This window comes from Pseudomonas sp. NPDC087639 (assembly GCF_044743385.1).
Taxonomy (GTDB): Bacteria; Pseudomonadota; Gammaproteobacteria; order Pseudomonadales; family Pseudomonadaceae; genus Aquipseudomonas.
Genome location: NZ_JBIUWI010000001.1, coordinates 223235 through 244367, shown reverse-complemented (window position 1 = coordinate 244367; position 21133 = coordinate 223235). Strand labels below are relative to the sequence as shown.

Annotated in this window: 13 protein-coding genes and 1 tRNA gene; 9 read left to right on the top strand and 5 right to left on the bottom strand. The window is 57.0% G+C overall.

All coding sequences use genetic code 11. The features are described from left to right. Positions 1 to 118: 118 nt before the first annotated feature. The 9 genes from ACIOVB_RS01005 (at position 119) to ACIOVB_RS00965 (ending at position 15423) form a co-directional block, all read left to right on the top strand. On the top strand, positions 119 to 1822 hold the full coding sequence (locus ACIOVB_RS01005) for an amidase (RefSeq protein ID WP_401264071.1): 1704 nt from the start codon (positions 119 to 121) through the stop codon (positions 1820 to 1822). A 118-nt stretch (positions 1823 to 1940) separates the two neighbouring features. After that, positions 1941 to 3236, top strand: coding sequence for an OprD family porin (locus tag ACIOVB_RS01000; RefSeq protein WP_401264069.1), 1296 nt, complete (start codon positions 1941 to 1943; stop codon positions 3234 to 3236). Positions 3237 to 3333: 97 nt separating this feature from the next. Beyond that, complete coding sequence (locus tag ACIOVB_RS00995; RefSeq protein WP_401264068.1) at positions 3334 to 6183, top strand: ATP-binding protein; 2850 nt, start codon at positions 3334 to 3336, stop codon at positions 6181 to 6183. A gap of 67 nt (positions 6184 to 6250) precedes the next feature. Continuing rightward, positions 6251 to 9472: a response regulator gene (locus ACIOVB_RS00990; RefSeq protein ID WP_401264066.1), complete on the top strand. Its 3222-nt coding sequence runs from the start codon at positions 6251 to 6253 to the stop codon at positions 9470 to 9472. A 52-nt stretch (positions 9473 to 9524) separates the two neighbouring features. Beyond that, a complete protein-coding gene (locus ACIOVB_RS00985; RefSeq protein ID WP_401264064.1) occupies positions 9525 to 10172 on the top strand; it encodes a response regulator in 648 nt (215 codons plus the stop codon). A gap of 120 nt (positions 10173 to 10292) precedes the next feature. Then, positions 10293 to 10892 (top strand): fimbrial protein, encoded by a 600-nt coding sequence (locus tag ACIOVB_RS00980; protein WP_401264063.1) that lies wholly within the window; start codon positions 10293 to 10295, stop codon positions 10890 to 10892. A 71-nt stretch (positions 10893 to 10963) separates the two neighbouring features. Next, positions 10964 to 11701, top strand: coding sequence for a molecular chaperone (locus ACIOVB_RS00975; protein ID WP_401264061.1), 738 nt, complete (start codon positions 10964 to 10966; stop codon positions 11699 to 11701). An 88-nt stretch (positions 11702 to 11789) separates the two neighbouring features. Beyond that, the gene (locus tag ACIOVB_RS00970) at positions 11790 to 14360 is read left to right on the top strand and encodes a fimbria/pilus outer membrane usher protein (protein ID WP_401264059.1); all 2571 of its coding nucleotides are present in this window, start codon (positions 11790 to 11792) and stop codon (positions 14358 to 14360) included. A gap of 118 nt (positions 14361 to 14478) precedes the next feature. Then, the gene (locus tag ACIOVB_RS00965) at positions 14479 to 15423 is read left to right on the top strand and encodes a fimbrial protein (protein WP_401264057.1); all 945 of its coding nucleotides are present in this window, start codon (positions 14479 to 14481) and stop codon (positions 15421 to 15423) included. 168 nt (positions 15424 to 15591) lie between these two features. On the opposite strand, the gene ACIOVB_RS00960 is transcribed toward ACIOVB_RS00965, so the two are convergent. From ACIOVB_RS00960 to fdhE, 5 genes are all read right to left on the bottom strand, one after another. Further along, complete coding sequence (locus ACIOVB_RS00960; protein WP_401264055.1) at positions 15592 to 16554, bottom strand: fimbrial protein; 963 nt, start codon at positions 16552 to 16554, stop codon at positions 15592 to 15594. A gap of 174 nt (positions 16555 to 16728) precedes the next feature. Then, positions 16729 to 16824 (bottom strand) — tRNA-Sec (locus ACIOVB_RS00955). Positions 16825 to 16830: 6 nt separating this feature from the next. Continuing rightward, on the bottom strand, positions 16831 to 18747 hold the full coding sequence (gene selB / locus ACIOVB_RS00950; protein WP_401264054.1) for a selenocysteine-specific translation elongation factor: 1917 nt from the start codon (positions 18745 to 18747) through the stop codon (positions 16831 to 16833). Continuing rightward, positions 18744 to 20156, bottom strand: coding sequence for an L-seryl-tRNA(Sec) selenium transferase (selA, locus tag ACIOVB_RS00945; RefSeq protein WP_401264052.1), 1413 nt, complete (start codon positions 20154 to 20156; stop codon positions 18744 to 18746). Before selA ends, selB begins: the two co-directional genes overlap by 4 nt. Positions 20157 to 20204: 48 nt before the next feature. Continuing rightward, entirely contained in the window at positions 20205 to 21131 is a 927-nt protein-coding gene (gene fdhE, locus ACIOVB_RS00940; protein ID WP_401264051.1) for a formate dehydrogenase accessory protein FdhE, read from the bottom strand. Positions 21132 to 21133 lie beyond the last annotated feature (2 nt).

Genomic DNA, 21133 nt, shown 5'->3' with positions numbered 1-21133 from the left:
CGGCTTGGTGTTAAATAGGCGCCAGTCTTAACCTTGTCGCTTAAAGCCGTGCCACGAGAACCGCTATGAACACCTATTCCAAAAAGAACGCCGACCCACTGCAAACGGCGGTGGCCGCATGATCGAAGTCACCGAAGTTTCCATCGCCGACCTGCGCGCTGCGCTTGAATCCGGCCAGACCACCTCGGTTGAATTGGTGCTGGCCTATCTGGCCCGTATTGATGCCTACGATGGCGCCGACACCCCGACTGCGCTGAACGCTGTTGTGGTGCGCAATCCCGAAGCGCTGAACGAAGCGCAAGCCTCCGACGCCCGCCGCGCCAAAGGCGAAACGCTCAGCCCTCTCGATGGCATTCCTTATACCGCCAAGGACAGTTATCTGGTCAAGGGCCTGACCGCAGCGTCTGGCAGCCCGGCCTTCGTCGATCTGGTCGCCTATCGCGACGCCTTCACCATCGAGCGCCTGCGTGGTGCCGGGGCGATTTGCCTGGGCAAGACCAACATGCCGCCGATGGCCAATGGCGGGATGCAGCGCGGGGTTTATGGCCGCGCCGAGAGCCCGTATAACGCCGATTACCTCACGGCTCCATTCGCTTCCGGTTCGTCCAATGGCGCCGGCACTGCCACAGCCGCCAGTTTTGCTGCGTTTGGTCTGGCGGAAGAAACCTGGTCCAGCGGTCGCGGCCCTGCGTCGAACAACGGTTTGTGCGCCTACACGCCTTCGCGCGGGGTGATCTCGGTGCGCGGTAACTGGCCGTTGACCCCGACCATGGACGTCGTGGTGCCATATGCCCGCACCATGGCCGATCTGCTGGAAGTGCTCGACATTGTTGTCGCCGAAGACCCGGACACCCGTGGCGATCTATGGCGTCTGCAACCCTGGGTGCCGATCCCGAGCGTCAGCTCCGTGCGCCCCGCCGCTTACGCCGAACTGGCTGCCGACGCCAAAGCGCTGGCCGGCAAGCGCTTCGCCGTGCCGCGCATGTTCATCAACGCCGACCCTGAGGCTGGCACCAGCGAAGCACCGGGTATCGGCGGCCCGACCGGCCAGCGCATCAACACCCGCGCTTCGGTAATCGACCTTTGGAAACAGGCGCGTCAGGCCCTCGAAGCCGCCGGCGCCGAAGTCATCGAAACCGACTTCCCGCTGGTCTCCAACTGTGAAGGCGACCGTCCCGGTGCGCCGACCGTGTTCACCCGTGGACTGGTCTCGAAAGAGTTCCTCCACCACGAACTTTGGGATCTGACCGCATGGGCGTTCGACGACTTCCTGCAAGCCAACGGTGATCCGAAACTCAATCGTCTGGTGGACGTCGACGGGCCGAAAATCTTCCCGCACGAACCGGGCACGCTGCCCAACCGTGAGGGCGATCTCGTTGCCGGCATGGACGAATACGTGCGCATGGCCGAGCGCGGCATCACGCCTTGGAATGAAATCTCCACCGTGCCCGATGGCCTGCGCGGTCTGGAGCAAACCCGTCGCATCGACCTCGAAGACTGGATGGACAAACTCGGCCTAGACGCCGTGCTGTTCCCGACCGTCGCCGACGTCGGCCCGGCAGATGCGGACGTCAACCCGGCATCGGCCGACATCGCCTGGAGCAACGGCATCTGGGTCGCCAACGGCAACCTCGCGATCCGCCACCTCGGCGTACCGACCGTCACCGTGCCGATGGGCGTGATGGCCGATATCGGCATGCCGGTCGGCCTGACCTTCGCCGGCCGTGCCTACGACGATTCGAGCCTGTTGCGGCTGGCGGCGGCATTTGAATCGACGGGCAGCAAGCGAATGATCCCGCCACGCACGCCACCGTTGTCATAACCCGGTCAAATCTGTGGGGCGGGCTTGCTCGCTCCCACAACACAGCACACAGGCCCAATCCCCTCGCCTACAATCCCTTGATCATCAGTGCCACATTCTTTATTGCTGGCCACAGACCATGATCGATTTCTCGCCATCGCGAATCACCGTCTTATTGCTGCTGTGCGGGCTGACCGAATCGGCTATTGCGAGCGGCTTTTTCGACGATGCCAAGTCTGAAGTACTCCTTCGCAACTTCTATCTGAGCAACGACTACCGCTTACCCTCACCCGCCGGCAAGAACTACAAACAGGAATGGGCACAAGGGTTTATCGGTACTTTCTCATCTGGATTCACACCCGGGACGGTCGGGTTTGGCATCGACGCACATGCTTTTACCGGCCTGAAACTGGACGGCGGCAGAGGCCACTCCGGCACGGGATTACTGCCGGTCGACAGTGATGGTCGCAGCGAAAACAACTATTCCAGCGCCGGTGGCGCCCTCAAATTGAAGGCATCACGCACCACCCTGGCGTTCGGCGAAATGACCGTGGAAACGCCGGTCTTCGACACCTCCGACAAACGCCTGCAACCGGAGTACGCCACGGGTTTTCTGCTCAACAGCCGGGAAATAGACAACGTCAATCTGCAGGCCGGGCATTTCACCGCGTTCAAGAATCAGGACAGTTCTTCCGGCAAAGGCGATTTTTACGGCTACGGTGCCAACACCGAACACGGCTCCATCAGCTTTCTCGGCGCCGACCTGTTCGGCGACAACCCGTTGGGCGGTGCGCTGTACGCGTCTGAATTGACAGACACTTGGCATCAGTACTACGGCAATCTGCACTTCAAGCAGTCGGGCGTGTTCCTCGACGCCAACCTCTATCACACCCGCGATACAGGCCAGGCGCTGGCCGGTGAAATCGATAACACGGCATTCAGCCTGTCCGGCAAATACACCTTCGGCCCACACGCCGTGATGCTCGGCTGGCAGCGGATCAATGGCGACACACCGTTCGATTTCGTCGGTGGCGACTCCATCTATCTGGCCAACTCGATCAAATACGCCGACTTCAACGGCGCCGGTGAGCGCTCCTGGCAAGCACGCTACGACCTTGACCTGGGCGCGTTCGGCATCCCCGGCCTCAACTTCATGACCCGCTACGTTTCTGGCAGCCACATCGACGGCACCCACGCCCCCAAGGGCGGCGCGTACAACCCGTTCGATGCTGAAAGCGATGAATATCAGCCGCAGCAAGGTGATGGTGGCAAGCATTGGGAGCGCGACATTGATTTGAAGTACATCGTCCAGTCGGGTGCCGCGAAGGACTTGTCGGTGCAAGTTTCACATGTTTCGCACCGGGCCAATGAAGCGCAGGCGGGGGATGATATTGACCGGATTTATGTAGTGATTCAGTACCCGCTGGGGTTTTGAAACGGTCGACCGCCAATGTGGGTGAAGAGGCTCACAAAAACGCGACTTTAAGAATCGTCTTATGCCCCGCGGATGGCACAGTCCTTACAGTGGGGTGATGAGACTCAAAAGTTACCTGCATCAGATCAACCCGTTCTTATCCAGTCCCGAAGCAGCCCGCCGGCTGCTTCGTTTGTTTGCGCTGGTGCTGATGGCCGGTATCCTCAGCGCCTCGTACAACTTCTTGCGTTCCACCCTGGCCAACGATATTTCCCAGCGCCGCAGCTACATGAGCAGCGCGGTCGCAGAGGCGCAGACATTTTTTACCAGCCGCGAGTCCCTGCTTGAGAGTCTGGGGCTTTCAGCCGTATGTAAGCCAATGATGGCCACGCCACTCTCCTACTCGCCATCGATTGAGGACCATTCCGTTCAATTGGGCATTCCCGGCGGCGCGCAGTGGACCCTCTGGCTGACACGCAGGATGCTCGATTACATGCAACGTAATCAGCTGAATCTGATTTACGTTTCCGCCGAAGCGAATCCTCAGGTGAATCGGCTGTATACCGCCAGTGCGAATCTTCCGCGGCTTCCCCGGTCGATCCTGGATCAACTTTCCGCATTGAATGACCAATTACCGGAACGGGACCAAGAGTTGTGGTTGACCGATCAAGCGGCTACCGCTTCGCAGTTGTACATCTTCATCCGTCTGGATGATGGCGTGAAAAACTCAGGCTGGCTGGGTCTGGAAATGGACGGTGCAGAAATCTCCGCAGCCCTGAACGATCAAAGTGCCGGCACGTTCATGATGCTCAACTCTCAAGGTTCCCTGCTGTTTGCCAACACGCCAGCGCACCGACTCGGCGAGGCGTTGAGCCGATCCCATGAGAACAACTACTTCGGTTTTGTCGGCAGCGGCTGGCTTCCCGATCATCTGGTGATCCGCAAGCAGTTGAAGTCCACGGACTGGCAATTGGTGTATTCGTTCGACTTATTGGATCTGCTGAAGGCACTGATGCCGCAACTGCTTGCGGCATTCGCGTTCTGCCTAGCAAGCATGATTTTGATCTGGCTATTGATCCGTCGGGTCGAGCACAGGTTTATTGCACCGGCACTCAACCGCTTGCAGGCACTGATCGAGAGCGAAGCATTCAGCCGTGACGTGATTCAAACCGCGCCCGTCGCCCTTTGCGTGCTGCGGCGCACTGACGGCCAGGTGATGCTCGAAAACACCTTGTCCGAGCGATGGCTGGGCAATGGTATTGAGCGCGAAGTGCTCTGCAAAAGCTGGATCGAGCAAGCATTCGATGCGACGCAACCCAATCGCAGTGACTATTTTTCCACCGCCGACGGGCGCCACCTTTATTTGAGCAGCGCACCGACTCGCTACAAAAGTGAAGACGTGTTGTTCTGCGCGTTCAGCGATATCAGTGCGCGCAAGCAGGTCGAGGCGGCGCTTGAAGAGGCGCGGCGATTGGCTGATGCGGCGAATGAAGCCAAAACCCTGTTTCTGGCAACCATGAGCCACGAAATCCGCACCCCACTGTATGGCGTGCTGGGAACACTGGAACTCTTGGGCCGGACTCGGCTGGACACACAACAGAAAGGGTATCTGCGTGCCATCGAAGGTTCCTCCGCGACCTTGCTGCAATTGATCTGCGATGTCCTGGACGTATCGAAGATCGAGGCAGGTCAACTGGCCCTCGAACTGCACGAGTTTGCCCCGACGGAATTGGTATACGAGGCCATTCAGGGGTACGCGGCGGCGGCGCAGAGCAAAGGAGTCCAGTTGTATGCGTGCATGGACCCACAATTGCCCGAGCGATTGATTGGCGACGTTACACGTATCCGGCAGATTTTGAACAATCTGCTGAGCAACGCAGTCAAGTTCACTGATTCAGGGCGGGTGGTTTTGCGGGTCAGGCTACTCGACTGCGCAGACGAACAGGCACAGGTGGCGTGGCAAGTGACAGATACCGGCCGTGGTATTTCCCGGGATGACCAGGCCCATATTTTCGAGCCGTTCTACCAGACTGAAGGCAATACCAACGTCGTTGCCGGAACCGGTTTGGGCCTGCCGATCTGCAAACGCCTGACGCAGTTGATGAATGGCACACTGCGCATGGTGAGCGAAAAGGGACTGGGCAGCAGTTTTACGCTGACGTTGCCACTCGACATCGTCACCCGATCGTTGCCGGCAACCCATTGCCTGCTACCGAACACAATCTACGTGGCGTCTGCGGTGCGAGAGCTGAACGAGTCCATCGCGGGCTGGTTGCGTCGGTGGGGGGCGCGGGCTCAGGTAGCGCCCCTTGGCAACAACACAGCGGCGCGTGGCAGTCTGTTGATCGAGTTGCATGTCGGTGATGTTGAACATCGCCTGGTGCCGAATTGGTGCGGCCCCCTTATAATCGCCACCGCCAACCTGCGCAATACGCCTGCATCGCAGCCCGAATGCCGGTACGTCAACGTCAGCCACCTGTATGCCATTCACCAGGCTGTCAGCCAGGCACAGGGCTTGTGGGTCGACCAGACCACACAAAGCTTGACGACCAGCGCTTTGAAAAAACTCCATCTGCATCTCTTGGTTGCAGAAGACAATGACATCAACCAACTGATTCTTCGTGATCAACTCGAAGAGCTCGGTTGCTCGGTGGAGTTGGCCTGCAACGGTGAAGAAGCCCTGGCACTCTGGAAAACCGGCACCTTCGATGTTGTGCTCAGCGATGTAAACATGCCGAAACTCAACGGTTACGAGTTGGCAAAAGAATTACGACGTCTAGGCTATGTACAGCCCATTATCGGCGCGACGGCCAATGCCATGCGCGGCGAAGAAGCATTGTGCCTTGAGGCAGGAATGGACCACTGCCTGGTCAAGCCGTTTGCATTACGAGCGCTGTTCAATTGCTTGCTGCCCTATGGTCGGGCAGCCCCGCAAAACGCTACGGTGCAGCCGACATCAAGCCAATGAAAAAAGGAGCTTAGAGACAAGATGCCCGTCAACGAGGCACCTGTATGCCCTTTGGAAATGACCGAACATGAAACACAACCCCTCCTTGCTTGAAAACCTTTCTCGAAGTTCCATGCGCCTGAACAAGGGGTTGCTGGTGTTGTTGGGCATTGCCATCCTGTTGGTGGGATTCAGCTCTTGGGCTTTCCAGCGTTTGCTCAGGGAACAAAACGACACCGTGCGATTTCACTTCGCACGATTGATGGAGAACGTGCAGCGCCATGAAGCATTTCTGCGTGAGGTGGCGCAACAAAGTGTACAAGGGGAAATGTTCTACAAGGGCTTGAATGCGCGCTACAGCGCCAGACAGCTGGCAACCGAAGGCCCGAATATTTACGAAGGCTATGAGTTTCCCTATTCCGTTCCTTTCGGCTTGAGTTTCAACCATCAGAAACTCAAGGAAAGTGAACTGCCTAAAGTGTTCACCCTCGGCGTCCACCTTTCGAGTCTGTACAGCGCCTTTTGGTCAACGTCGCACTATCAGTCGCCACAGATCTTTTTGTACAACGACAATGACAATTTCGACATCACCGTTCCATCCAATGGCGTACTGCACGCAGGCACTAAAGAAAGTGAGGAACCGCTCAACACGATAGTCGCCCGCGTGGCTCGACATCTCAAAGTTAAGAACAACGGCGTCGCTGATAATCGCGTGCACTGGGAAGCCTACAACGTGCCCAATGATCACGCGCGCTCAACCGAAATGCTCGCTTACATCAATGTTCATCTTGATCCACGGGATCTGAAAATCAATGGGACCAGTGAGTCTAGCGTGGTGGCGTCGCTATTGAACATGAACCAGGTCAATGATGTTGAACGCATCATGGAATGGTCGATTTACGACAGTTTCACGTTGATAACCCCCGACGGGCGCGCGGTCATTGGCTCAATCAATGCCGATCAAACCCTGCATGAAGGTCTGAACATCAATCGTAATGGCATGGTGTTCAAGGTCGTGGCCAAAGCCGAGCAACCCTGGACAGCCATTTACACCATCAGCTTCAAAAGTTACTTCGGGCAACTGATGTGGCCATTGGTCGGCCTGCTGATGTTGTTACTGGGCGGTGCGGGTGTCAGTTGGATGATCAGTCGCTGGTACAGGATTCGCGTCGTCCAGCCAGCCGAAAAAGCGCATCAAAGCATCACCGAAAGCGAAGCGTTCAGCCGTGCGGTGATCGATACCGCTCCCACTGGGTTGTGTGTGGTGCGGCGCACCGATTTCAAAGTCCTGCTGGAAAACCAGCGCGCCCAACAGTGGCAAGGCACCGCAAAACTGGTGGCGGTACTGGACCGCCATCACGATCTGGCGGATATCGGCGAAACGCGCCTGGACATCGAAGGCCGGCACTTGCATGTGGGCTTCATTTCGACCCGCTATCAAGGGCAGGACGTACTGCTTTGCGCGTTCAATGACATCACGCGCCACGTCGAGGACGCCCTGGCCCTGGAAAAGGCTCGGCGTACCGCCGACTTGGCGAACCAGGCCAAGACCCGGTTCCTGGCGACCATGAGCCACGAAATCCGCACCCCACTCTACGGCGTTCTGGGCACGCTTGAGTTACTTGGCATGACCAGCCTCAGCGCACGTCAAGAGGACTATCTACAGACTATTCAACGCTCATCGACGACGTTGTTTCAGTTGATCAGCGATGTGCTGGACGTTTCCAAGATCGAGTCCGGACAAATGCTGATCGAGTCCATCGGTTTTTGCCCCCTGCAACTGATCGAGGACACGCTGCACACCTATGCCGCATTCGCCCAGCGCAAGGGGCTGTTGCTCTGTGCATGCACCGACCCGGCCCTGCCCAATCGGTTGCAGGGTGACCCGGTGCGCATCCGCCAGATCCTCAACAATCTGGTGAGCAACGCGATCAAATTCACCGATTCAGGCCGGGTTGTCCTGCGCACTCGGGTGCTGGCCAACGACTTGGACCAAGTCTCGGTGCAATGGCAAGTCAGCGACTCCGGAATAGGTATCGCCCAGGCACAACAAACACAGTTGTTCACGCCGTTCTTTCAGGTGCGTGACGCCTCCAGCGAGGCCGGGGCCGGTTTGGGGCTGGCAATCTGTCAAAGACTCTGCGCAATGATGAATGGCGAGTTGACCGTCATCAGCGAGCCGGGGCTTGGCAGCAGTTTTTCGCTGCAGCTGAGGCTCAAGGTACTGCCCGGCGAATTGACCGATTGCATGGATATCACGCCAAGCCCGGCGACTGTCCTTGTTCGCGCCCCAGTACCGGAACTGGCAGAAAACGTCTGCGATTGGCTCAAGCGTTTCGAACTGATGGCCCGCCCATTCAGCGATAACCTGACTGTTGAGCCTGGCGCGGTGCTGGTCGACATTCTTCCATCCGATAACGTCGCGGCCTGGCAGGGCTCGCGGATTGTCTGCCGGATAAATGGACTCACTCAGCCTGAAACGATCACAGACACGCCAGATGTCGATTTGTATGACATCAGAGCGATTGCCCGGGCGGTCAGTCTTGTACAAAAAGGCAAGGCGGTAAACGCAACCGAACTGACACGCCCTGCCCAGACACCGCTTGAGTTGCGGATTCTGGTCGCCGAAGACAATCCGATCAACCAGGCGATCATCAAAGAACAACTGGAAGCACTGGGCTGTAGTGTCTGCGTTGCAGCCAACGGCGAGCAAGCGTTGGAGCAGTGGCGCGAGCAGGCTTTCGATCTGGTGTTGACTGACGTCAACATGCCCGTGATGAACGGTTATGAACTGGCCAAGGCACTGCGGGAACTGGACTTGCGCACCCCCATTATTGGAGTCACGGCTAATGCAATGCGTGAAGAAGGCACGCGCTGCCTTGAGGTCGGGATGAATGCCTGGATAGTAAAACCATTGAGCCTCAAAACATTGCGCGAGCAATTGCTCGGATTTTGCTCGTTACCGGTTGAAGCGGCGTCAGTCACTGAGGTCTCGACTTCTGTTCAACCCGAATTTTTTGATGACAACGTGGTGCTTTCGCCGCGAATGCGCGACATCTTTTCCGTGACCATGCGCGAGGACATGGCTCGGCTCAATTCAGCCCTGGACAGCCTTGACATGCTGGGTGTGGCGCAAAGGCTTCACAGCATTGCAGGTGCCATGGGCGCCGTACAGGCGGGCGAGCTGGCTCATGCTTGCACCGAGTTGGAGTGCCGATTGTCATCAGGCGCAGTCACCGCGACATTGCTGGCAGATGTCCGGCAAATGGTGCTGCGCATTCAGAACCTGCTCGACAAGGTTTCCCCTTGAACGACTCACATGCAGTTCCCTCATTGATACACGTGTCCACGGGTTGGTTTTCATGAAAAAGTTGAACGTAGTCATTGCTGACGATCACCCGATCGTCCTGCTCGGAGTACGCGAACTGGTCGAGCGCGATGGTCGCTTTTGCGTGGTAGGCGAAGCGGTCTGCTCACAAGGATTGATCGACCTGCTCAACCTCCATTCGGTAGACATCATCATCACTGACTACAACATGCCCGCCGACTCGCCCTATGGCGATGGCCTGAAACTGGTCGAATATCTACAGCGACACTTCCCTGCGGTACAAGTGCTGGTACTGACCATGCTGTCCAATCAACTGATACTCACGCGTTTGCATGAGTTGGGTGTGGCCGGCGTGATTCAAAAGAGTCAATTGCACAATGAGATTCAATTGGCCCTCGAAACCATTGCCCGCAACGGCCAATACCTCAGCCAGCAACCCGCACCGCAGTCTGTCATCAAGTCCAACGCCGATATCCAACAGCGATTTTCAATGCTGTCGCCAAAGGAGTTCGAGATTCTGCGGCTGTTTGTGTCAGGAAAAAGCGTCAGTGATATCGCTCGCAGTCAGAATCGCAGTACCAAAACAGTCAGCGCGCAGAAGATATCGGCCATGCGCAAACTGGAAGTTTCAAGCGACCAGGATTTGTTGGCTTACTGTCACGCACTTAATGTTTTTAACTAGAAGGCATTGCAACAGCTGCGATGATTAAGATTCGTCTGATGTCCTCGAAAGTGCTCGCTGACTATCTTGCTCATGCAATTTCATTCAGCACATTTCACTTTCATATAAATGGACATCATGATGAAAAAGTTCTCCCTTACTCTTCTTGCTTGTGCAGTATTGGGTGCTTCGTGCAACGCGCTCGCAGAAGATCCAGTAAAACCAACACAGGGTGGCAGCGGCCAAATCAGCTTTACTGGCGTAATCAACAACGATGCCTGCTCCGTCGACGGCAGCGATGCCAATCGAGTGATCGCCGTCAATATGGGCGATGTCTCGATCAAAGACATGGGCACTGCTGAGAACCCGGCAGCCGGGCGTGTCGCCGGCAACCACTTCAACCTCAACGTCAACTGCAACAAAGGCACCAAAGTCGCGATGGTCTTCGATCCGAGCAGCGGCGGCTCCGGTTTTGTCCCTAACGACAACAAATTGCTGGCACTGACCCCTGGCAACGGCACGGCAACCAACGTCGGTATTGCGTTGCTGGACAGTAACGGCGTGCAAATCAACCTGAGCAACAAAGACGACGCTCGTATCGAAGCCGGCATGCATGGCGCTGGCGAGTTCGGTGGCGACAGCACACTGAGCTTTTCTGCCGCCTACGTCACCACAGGCAAGGGAGAAGCTACTGCCGGTCGTGGCGATGCCACCCTGCCCTTCATTCTCGAATACGAATAAGTCCCTGGCGCCTGCCTGAGTTCGTGCGAGGCCTCGGCCTCGCCTTTTATATTGAAACAGCGGTAACCACTATGTTGCGTCAATTCATTTTCGCCTTCCTGGCACTGCTGGTGAGTGCACAGGCATTGGGTAGTATTTCCTTGAGTGCCACGCGAGTGGTGTTTGATGGGGCTCATAAAGAAGCCAATATCACCGTGCGCAACGGCAACCAGGATGCGCTGATTCAATCCTGGATCGACCGGGAAGACACCAGTGATAAAGCGACCCCGTTCGCCGTAACACCGCCATTGGCCCGTGTATTTGCCAAAGAACAACAACTTCTTCGCATTCTTTACGAAGGCCAAGGCATGCCAACCGATAAAGAATCGGTGGTCTGGCTTAATGTCCAGGAGATCCCGCAAGCGTCCAAAACTGCCAATACCTTGCAATTGGCCGTGCGCCAACGGATCAAGGTTTTTTTCCGTCCCCCTGGCCTGCCCGGCGACCCAATCCTGGCGCCGACCCAATTGCAGTGGCAAGTCACACAAGAAAACGGCAATGCCGTTCTTATTGTAAAAAACCCCGGTGCGTACCACGTATCAATGGCGGATCTGGCACTTCGGGATTCGAAAGGAAGTGAATTTGCACTGGAAACGAAGATGGTCGGACCGGGAACGGAAGCCAGGTTTTCGCTGAGCCGCTTCCCATCCGCCACTCCCCCGGTGCGCCTGACTTTTTCCAGCATCAATGACTACGGGGCGATGAGTCATTACCAGGCGTCGCTGATCAACGGCCAAGCCGTCAACGCCGAACCGACTGAATCCAAGTAACACGTCCTTGCGCAAGCACCTTTAAACCAGGTGCTCGCTTGCGCTCGGCCAGCGATTGAGTTGTGAGCGCCGATACAGGTTTTATTGCATGCCATTTTCCACTCTAAACAAAACCGGAAGTTGTTCAGGGAAGCCCGCGTGCAATTCATATGCGCTCAAGGCATTTGATTCGACAGCATTCAATGCGCTGGCATTGGCCATTTTCATTGGCCTGCCCACTCTCGTGCTGGGCGCGGATGAAGATTTGCAACTGGACGATTACAACACCACGTTCCTGCAAGGTGCGCAGTCCAATGTCGACCTCAAGCTGCTATTGGCAGCCGACAGCGTGGTGCCTGGCAATTATCGGGTCGATCTTTACAGCAATGAAGTGCTGGTCGGTCGGCGCGATATCGATTTCATGCGCAACGCTATCAATGGTCGGGTTGAACCGTGCCTGACGTTCGATCTGCTCAAACAACTGGGCATCGATCTGAATAAACTTCAGGCGCAGGGCACGTTCAACCCGGACGAGCCGCAAGCCTGCTATGACTTACCCGGCATGATTGATCAGGCCAGCGTGCGTTACGACGCGAGTCATCTGCGCCTGGCCGTCAGCGTGCCGCAGATGTCGATGGAGAAAGGCCTTCGCGGTTATGTCGCTCCCGAGTTGTGGGACGAAGGCGTGTCAGCGGCGTTCATCAACTACCAACTCAACACCAATCGCAATGCTGGCGATTACGGCGTCAAGATTTCCAACAACCTGGGGCTGCGCAACGGCATCAACCTCGCTGGCTGGCGCCTGCGCAATGAATCCAACTTCAGCACCGGCACCGGACGCCCGAATACCTTCACCAGCAATCGCACCTACCTGCAGCATGACGTCACGGCGATCAAGGGCCAGTTCAGTGCGGGCGATATCTTTTCTGATCCTGATCTGTTCGACAGCGTGCGCTATCGTGGCCTGAAACTGGCGTCAGACGAAGGCATGCGTGCTGACAGCGAACGCGGCTACGCCCCGGTCATTCGGGGTGTAGCGCAGACGAGTGCGAAGGTGGAAATCCGCCAGAACGACTACATCCTTTACACCAGTAACGTACCGCCGGGGCCGTTCGAGATCAGCGACATTTACCCCAGTGGCTCCAACGGCGATCTGGAAATCACCGTCATCGAAGCCGACGGTAGCCGTCACGTCACCCGCCAGGCGTTCTCCGCACTACCGATCATGGTGCGTGAAGGTCAATTGAAGTACAGCGTCTCGGCCGGTGAATACACCAGCCACACCGAGGGTGAGAAAAACCCGCAACTGGTCAGCGGCACACTGGCGTACGGCCTCACCAGCAATTTGACCGGCATCGCCGGTGTTCAGGTCAGTGATGGCTACAAAGCGCTGGGCTTGGGTATGGGCAAAAACACCTCATTGGGCGCGGTTTCACTGGATATGACCCACTCCACCAGCGAGGTTGGCGGCGTAACCACCCAAGGTGACAGCGTGCGTGCCCTCTATGCGAAAACGTTCACGGGCACCAACACCAGCTTCACCCTGGCGGCCTACCGCTATTCAACCGAGGGTTTTCGTACCCTGACCGAACACGTACAGGCCATCAGTGATGACGGCGCGCGCAGCAGCGGCAGCTCGAAAACCCGCACCGACTTGACCATCAACCAGAGCCTTGACCGGGATCAACAGCTAGGCAACCTCTATCTGACGGCGAGCGATCAACGCTATTGGAATCGTGGCGGTTCGAGGAGCATTTCTGCGGGCTACAGCAATAACTGGGGCGACCTGAATTACAACTTCGGCGTCACGCATACCCAAGATCAGGGCTATTACGGTTCGACCAGCAATGACACCCAAATGAGCCTGTCAATCTCGTTTCCGCTGGGTAGAAAAATTCGCGCGCCTCGCGCTTTCATGACCACTACCCGTCAGAAAAACAACAGCAGCACGCAGGCCGGTATCAACGGTTATGTCTCGGAAACCGGTGATACCTTCTACTCCGTACAGGCCGGGAATAGCTCCAGTGGCGGCAATTCAGGATCGTTCAATCTCAACACCCGCACATCAGTGGGCGACTTGAGCCTGGGCTATAGCGAGGGCCGTGGTTATAAATCACAAAGCCTTAATGCATCAGGATCGGTTGTGGCCCATGCCGGCGGCATAAACCTTGGCCAGACGGTGGGCGAAACCTTCGCCCTGGTTGAAGTGCCGGGGGTCAAGGACGCCAAAATCAGCAGCTACAGCGGTGTGACCACCGGCCGAAATGGCTATGCGGTGATCCCCAGTGCGCAACCCTATCGGGTCAACTGGATCACCCTGGACACCCGCGACCTCGGTGCCGATCTCGAAATCGACAACGCCAGCCAACAACGCGTGCCGCGCCGTGGTGCGGTGGTCAAGGCACGTTATGCCGGCAAGACCGGCCGGCGCGTGCAATTTGAACTGTTCGACGCGCAGAAACAGCCGTTACCGTTTGGCGCAGTACTTGAGGACAGCGAAGGTAAACAACTGTCGCTCAGTGATCCGAGTGGGAAAGCGTTGGCATTGATGGAGAAAGAGCAAGGCGTGATCAATATAAAATGGGGCGAAAAACAATGCCAGGCGCCTTATGTATTACCAGCGCAGGATAAAAACCGAAACTACGAAACTTACCGGCTAGTCTGTCTGCCTGGGAAGTAGCGCGCACCGTCAGCCAACAGCACTAAAAAACAACAATCACCCCCCCCCAAAGTATCACGACCCCCGGTGAAAGGTTCTTTCAGTAAAAAATCAATTGACCTATTCGAAAGGATTTAGCATGACCCACAAAAAAATACTTACTTTATTCATTCCGATGGCTGCATTAATCTGTTGGAATACTTCTAATGCCAGCTGTCGATTCAAGGAAGGTACAGGCTCTGCAGTTGTAATGTTCGCAGGAACTGGGCGTTGGCAAGCTATCGAACCCGGTCTTCCAATAAATACCGTATTATTTTCGACATCTGCTTCAGTGAGCCGTTACCCAGTAGTAATATGCAGCGGCAATAGTCCCTCAGGAGTTATTCCCCGGTACAGCAATCCGGCTGCAGGCGAAAGGCTATTTCGATTGGGCACCACCGGACTTTCTTTTAGCATCGAAGGCACTGATGGTAATCTATTGACATCCTACGGCACCACGTCCCTGGGCGAAGGCATGTGGGGTTACACCCACACCCGTTTTACCCTGCGAGTCATTAAAACCGGAAAAATTGACTCAGTCCACCAGTTGCCCTCTGGACAGATCGCTACGCAAAGTGACGGTGGCGTAGATTCATATATATTCAAAACCACTACCAATAGCGGATTTTATGAACGCGCTTGTGAGGTGCAACCCGTAGTGGTCGACATGGGTAGCCATTATATTCATGAAGTTTATGATTCGAGTGGCGACAGCCTATCGAAAAGCTTCTCTGTATCTATTACGGAATGCCCAAAAAGCACCAAAGGAATGACCTTTAGCCTGAAACCTCTCACTCAGGTGATAGATGGGTCCAGCGGAGTTATTTCATTGAATAAAGCTTCTAATGCAAAAAATATCGGCATACAAATCACCGACGATTCGGGTAAGGCCATCACTTTCGACAAGGACTACCCTCTATCCTCAAGAGATAGCCAGGGTACCTTTATCCAAACGCTTTCCGCTAAATATATAAACCTGGGAACCGGGCCCATCAAGGCAGGAACCGCGAACTCTGAAATCATGTTCCTGATAAACTACCTGTAACTTTGGCTGCGATGATTAATGATACCTTGGCATGAAACCAAACGAGACAAAAACGGGCTGCTGCAATGCAACCCTTCCCCTACTCTCGAAAAAGAATCAACCCAGGCTCCTGCAATTGAGAAGCAAGAGTCTAGTGATTTTTCGGTGTCTTGCGTAAGGTTCAAATACTCATTGATAACTCATGATGAACGTCAGAGAAGTGTCAGCGATTCCTGCCTCTATTGATGCATCGGTTTGAATGTACGATGCACTGAAAGGGATATTGAAATCGCCGCCCGCGCGATCATATCCAGCAAAGTTGTATTCTGTTCCAATCACCACTGGCTGATCATCCCCCCTTGATACCTGCAGTCCTATACCCTTCGCGGTAGAAGAAGCATCCAGTGAAACAACACCCTTATTTGCGTCAATAATTTTCGTGTTTGCCTTAATTGAATACTTGACTGTCTTCAGAAAGTTGGGGCATTCGACCAATTGAATATTGAATGCAACAGGATTGGTCTTGCTCCCGACTTTCTTGAATGAACTGGTTTTGTTGTCCCGTGTCATGTCGACACTGACATTAGGTGTCTTGCAGGCTCCTGCAACAATATAGACAGGGTTCGACAAATTGAACGTTGCAAACGTTTGGTCGTCACTGGATACCAATGAGGCGAGCAGTCCCGCCGGGATCACAGCCCCTTCCTTGATCGGCCCGGTTTGTACCACACGCAATTGAGGAGCCGGCGTGGGGATCTTCGTGCGTAACCACATAGACGTATCGCTAAATTGGAGGGGGATCAGTGCGGCAGCGTTGCTATCAAGGAAGAACTGAAGTGCAATCCCGGTGTCTTTCAATCGGAAAAGCGAAGTGCTGAAGTTGGGCTGCGCACCAATGGCAGGATTTAGTCTCAGGCCCAAGGTCTCTTTGAATGGGCATGTAATTATCATTTTGCTGCCCACGACTGGCAACGATTCAGTGTAAATCACCGGCAAACCGGTAGCATCTCTAGGTGTATTAATAAACTGCGAGCCTGGTCCGTGAGCACCATAATCTCGAATCTTTTCCAAGTCGTCGCTTAAAGCAAAGACACAATAACCCCATGCATTCGGAACGATAAACCACGCCAAAAGCGCAATCCATAACTTCATAAAATCCTCGATCGTAGCCGCTCGTGACTCTTGAACAGATCACTTGACCGAGCATTTAAACCACTAATCTCAAAGGCGTGAATAAGAGCAATCTTAAATGCCACCCGCGAGCACGTGATGGCCGCCCTGCACATGAATGAGCAGCAGAAATCTCAAGGGGAACGATTCTCGAAATGGCGGAAGGCAGCCGGAGTCGAACCTGCCCGGGAACGGATGCCGTCCCCAACCGGGTTTGAAGCCCGGCCGCGCCACCGGGCGCGATTGCCTTCCTTGAACTCAAGTCGCGCCGGGGTTGGCCAGTGCGTTGTCTTGGCGGATCTGCCGGGCCTCGTCGATGCGTCGGGTCAGGCCGAGGCGGTCGAAGTATTCGAGGTACTGGATAGAGCGCTTGCGTCCCAAGCCTAGCGCATCGCGGAAGGTTGTCACCTGGATCTGCGGATTTTCCCTGGCCAGCGTTAACAACACCTCCACCATTTGGCGCAATTGCTCGTCACACAAAAACAGATCACGCACCACTTGGTGCATCAAGCCCAACCGCGCCAGTTTGCGCAGCAGCAGGCGCACTCCGGCATCGTCCTGCCCGACAGCTTTGGCCACATCACGCACCCACGGCGGATCAAATCCGGCCTGTTCGAACAGCGGTTGCAGTTGCTGCCAAAGGGTTTCGTCTTCGGCATTCAAGCGCACCTGATGATCCGGCAGATGCAGCCACGGCCCACTGGCATTGATCGAGCCAGCGTCGCGCAATTCATCGAGCAAACTGGCGAACGTCGAACGCTCCAGCGCCAGCCCGCTGAAGCGCCGCAAGCGGTCGCGATCCGGCCCCATCTGGTCGGGTTCCAGTTCATGAAACTTCGCCAGTTGCTCAAGTAGCGTGAACTTCAACTGCCCCCAGCGCTGGACGTTGAACAGCACCGGGCCTTGGCGGGTGTCGATAAGACGGACGTTTTCCGGCAACGCCCAATCCGTGCGGAGTCTATTGAACTGGCGCTCCAGTCGCTGCGGATCGAGGCCGCCAGCGCTGTGATCAAGCAACACCGACAGTGCCTGTTCAAGTCTTTCATTGCGAGCCAAAGCTTCAAGTTGTGCCAGTCGTTCGGGGCTCCGCCGCTGGCGAGCCGGGGCGAATGGATCAAGCACCTGACCGCCGCCGAGCGTGCGTTGCGCGCTCTGATCACGCAGGATCAGCCGATCACCCTTCACCGCATGCACCGGCGTATTGATCAGCAGTTGCGCGAACATCCGCGCGCCGGGATTCAGGCGTGAACCTTCGAGCAAAGCGACTCGAGCAATCACGTCTTGTGTGCCGAGGTGCAGATGCACCGGGTGGAAGTGTTCGAAGGCGCGCTCGCCCGGCAACAGGCGAAATTCGATGTCGACTCGTTGCGTCGGCGCGTGCAGCCACTCGCTCAGCAGCCATTGGCCGCGATGGATCTGTTCCAGCGCCAAACGCTCGCCACTGATGTTCAAGGCTACCCGTTGCCCGGCGAACGCCTGCTCGGCCGGCTGATTCTGCGCGTGCAGGCCGCGAACCCGAACGGTTTTACCCAGAGGGCCCAACACCAATCTATCTTCCACCGAGACCACGCCCGACAACGCCGTGCCCGTGACAACAATCCCCGCCCCCGCAACGCTGAAGGCGCGGTCGATGGCCAGTCGAAATCCGCCTTCACGACTGCGCGCCTGCACTGCGCTTTGTGATTCCAATAAAACCTGACGCAACTCATCGACACCCTGCCCGCTCACGCTTGACACGGGTACTATCGGCGCCTCGGCAAACCGCCCGGCCTCCAGCAGATCCAGAACCTGCCGCTGCACCTCTTCCACCCTGCCCGCCTCGACCCGGTCGCACTTGGTGATTGCCACTAACGCCCGGGGAATCCCCAGCAACTCGACAATCGCCAGATGCTCGCGGGTTTGCGGCATCACACCGTCATCCGCCGCGACCACCAACAAGACCAGATCAATGCCCTGTGCGCCGGCCAACATGTTGTGGGTGAATTTTTCATGGCCCGGCACGTCGATAAAACCGGTCAGCCCGGCGCCGGGTTGCAGTTCGGCGTAGAGATAACCGAGGTCGATGGTCATGCCGCGTTCGCGTTCCTGCGGGCGGCGGTCGCCGGTCTGCCCGGTCAGCGCTTGCAGCAGCGACGTCTTGCCATGGTCGATGTGCCCGGCTGTGCCGACGATCACTGGTCGACCTGCAGTTGCGGCAGCTGCGCCAGCCACGCTGGCTCATCGTCGAGTTGGCGCAGATCCAGCCACAGCGCATCGTCGTCGATGCGCCCGAGCACCGGGATTGGCAACGCACGCAACGCGGCTTCCAGATTGAGCAGGAAGCGCCCGCGCAAACGCTTGGAGACGTGCGGGCGCAAACAGAGCGCCGCACTCGGCAACCGCGCCACCGGTTGGCTGCCACTGCCGATCATGCCCAAGGCCTGAACGGCGCTGACTTGCCACGGTTCACCCAAGACTTCAGCCATCGCCGGTTGCAAACGAGAGGCCTGGGCGAAGATGTCTGCTTGCGGGCGAGTCAGCAGGCGCAAACTCGGTAAGCGCTCGGCGAGACGATCCGGGTCGCGATACAAACCGAGCACCGCTTCCAGCGCCGCCAAGGTCAGTTTGTCGACCCTTAACGCGCGCTTCAGCGGGTTTTTCTTGATCTTCGCGATCAGCTCTTTACGCCCAACGATCAATCCAGCCTGCGGCCCGCCGAGCAATTTGTCGCCGCTGAACGTGACGATATCCGCGCCATCCAGCAACGCCTGCCGCACCGTCGGCTCCGCTGGCAAACCCCACCTCGTCAGATCCAGCAAACTGCCGCTGCCCAGATCCTCCAGCAACGGCAAGCCATGCCGATGGGCCAACTCAGCCAGTTCTGCTGTGGGCACGCTGGCGGTAAACCCTTCGATGCTGTAGTTGCTCGCATGCACACGCATGATCAAACCGCTACGCGGACTGATCGCCGCTTCGTAGTCGCGGGCATGGGTGCGATTGGTGGTGCCGACTTCGTGCAGGCGCACGCTGGCGCGGGCCATGATGTCGGGGATGCGGAAGGCGCCGCCGATCTCGATCAGCTCGCCACGGGAGATGATGCCTTCCTTGCGCGCCCCAAGGCTGTTAAGTGTCAGCAGGACGGCGGCGGCATTGTTGTTGACCACGGTGACGGCTTCGGCGCCGGTCAATTCGCGGATCAAGCCTTCGATCAAATCGTCACGATCGCCGCGCTTGCCGCTGGCCAGATCGAATTCCAGATTGAGCGGATAACGCGCAGCCATCTGCACGGCTTCGATGGCTTCATCCGGCAACAAGGCGCGACCGAGATTGGTGTGCAGCACCGTGCCGGTCAGGTTGAACACTCGGCGCACGTTGCTGCATTGCTGCCGCGCCAAGCGCTCGCCGACGCGGCCCGCAAGTACTTCAGGACTGATTTCAACGGCCGACAATTGCCCGTTCAACACGTCTGAACGCAGTTCATCCAGCAACTGCCGCAAACACGCCAGCAGCGCCTCACGCCCATGACGCTCGGTCAGCGGCAGACACGCCGGGTGACGCAACAAACCATCAATGGAAGGCAACCGCAGAGCAACACTCGAAGACATCAGCCACTCCCGAAAACAGATCACTGCGCCAGAGTGTAGACGCTGTGGTCATTCGTCTCCCGGGGCCAGCAACAGATTCGGGGCCAGACGTTGATAGCCGTCCTGGGCCAGACGCATGTCGAGCAACAGGCTGGTGAGATCCGCCGACAGCGCTTCGCCGTCGGCATCGTTCTCCAGATAAAGCAATTTCAGATACGTGTTGCAGCTCGGGCAGACTTCGGCGCGCAGCGGCGCCTGATTGGCGGCGTGGCGATCGTCCTCAAGGCTCAGGTAGTCGAGGCCTTTGCTCGATTCGCAATACACGCATTTGACCCGCACCACATGCCATTCACAGGCGCACAACGAACACACCAGATAGCGCAAACCGTTGTGTTTGCCGCGATGACGGATAACCCCGGCCATGGCGGGCGATCCACAGGCCGGGCATTGGCTGAGGCTGTTGCCTGGCGTCAGTTGCAGGTTGGGGACGCTGAGCAGCCAATGGCTCCATGCCGCTTGTAACGCCGCACCGAGAAACGGCACCAGCGCCGCCGGCACCAACGAATACTGGCCGCTGACCAGCGCCACGGCCCAGGCGCGCAGTTGCCCGGGACTGGCGCTGCGCAACGTGGTGAGCGCATCGATCACGGCGGGTTGCTCGGGCGGCGTATAGCGTTGCAGCAAAGCGTCAAGCCAGACTTGCCAGTCATCTTCGCGGATCAAGGTATCAGCCGCGAACGGCGGCAAGCCGTGCTGCTGGCACAGCTCAAGCCGTTGCTGATCGACCGGTTCTGTCGCAGGTGGATCATCCAGCACTTGCTGCTGCGCCCGGCACAAACCGGCGATCAGCCGCAGGTACTCGGCCAGCGGATGCCCTTCGGCCAATTGCTCCAGACGCTCTGCGCGCAAGGTAAACAGGTTGTGCGGTGGCAGATACAGAAACGGCGGCGAACTGGCCGCTGCTTCGATTTGTCCGGGTTCGAGAATGGTTGGCAAAG